The following is a 576-nucleotide window of genomic DNA, read 5'->3' on the forward strand; positions in this document are numbered from 1 at the left end:
GCAGAGGCGGAGTTGGCCTCTACCCTTGATCAGGGGCGGGGAGATAATCGGCGCATCGCCGAGATGGAGCTTGAGAATGCTGCGGCTCGCCATGAAGCTCTGTTGGTACAGCGCGAGGGGCGCACTCTGCGGGCTCCCTTTTCCGGTGTTGTGATGCCGCCACTCAGCCAGAGTGGTGAGGTGGAGAGTGAGCCGGTACAGAATGGCACCCGTGTCAGCCAGGGGCAGCCGCTGTTTACTTTGGCGAGCACTGAGCGGATACATATTGCCGCTCGGGCCGAAGAGGTGGACATCAATATGCTTGAACCAGGCCAGGCGGTGACAGTCACCGGCGATGCATTCGCAGGCATTGAGCTGGAGGGGGTTCTCTCATCCATCGGCGTACAGCGCATGGAGTCACAAAGCAACAACAGCGGCGCCAGTTACCCACTCACTGTAAGCATTCCTCCTCTGACATCGGAGAAACAGCGTTACATTCGTCTTGGTATGAGTGCCCATGTGCATATCACTACCTATAGGAGCGAAGGCGCCATGGTGGTGCCTCCTGAGGTAATTCGTCACGAAGAAAACGATACC

1 protein-coding gene is annotated in these 576 nt (G+C 57.8%); it reads left to right on the plus strand.

Annotated elements, in window-relative coordinates:
* Positions 1–576: efflux RND transporter periplasmic adaptor subunit (locus IE091_RS18380; protein WP_189464331.1), on the plus strand; the 576-nt coding region annotated here is incomplete at both ends.

Origin of the sequence: Vreelandella hamiltonii (assembly GCF_014651775.1) — a bacterium.
GTDB classification, from domain to species: domain Bacteria; phylum Pseudomonadota; class Gammaproteobacteria; order Pseudomonadales; family Halomonadaceae; genus Vreelandella; species Vreelandella hamiltonii.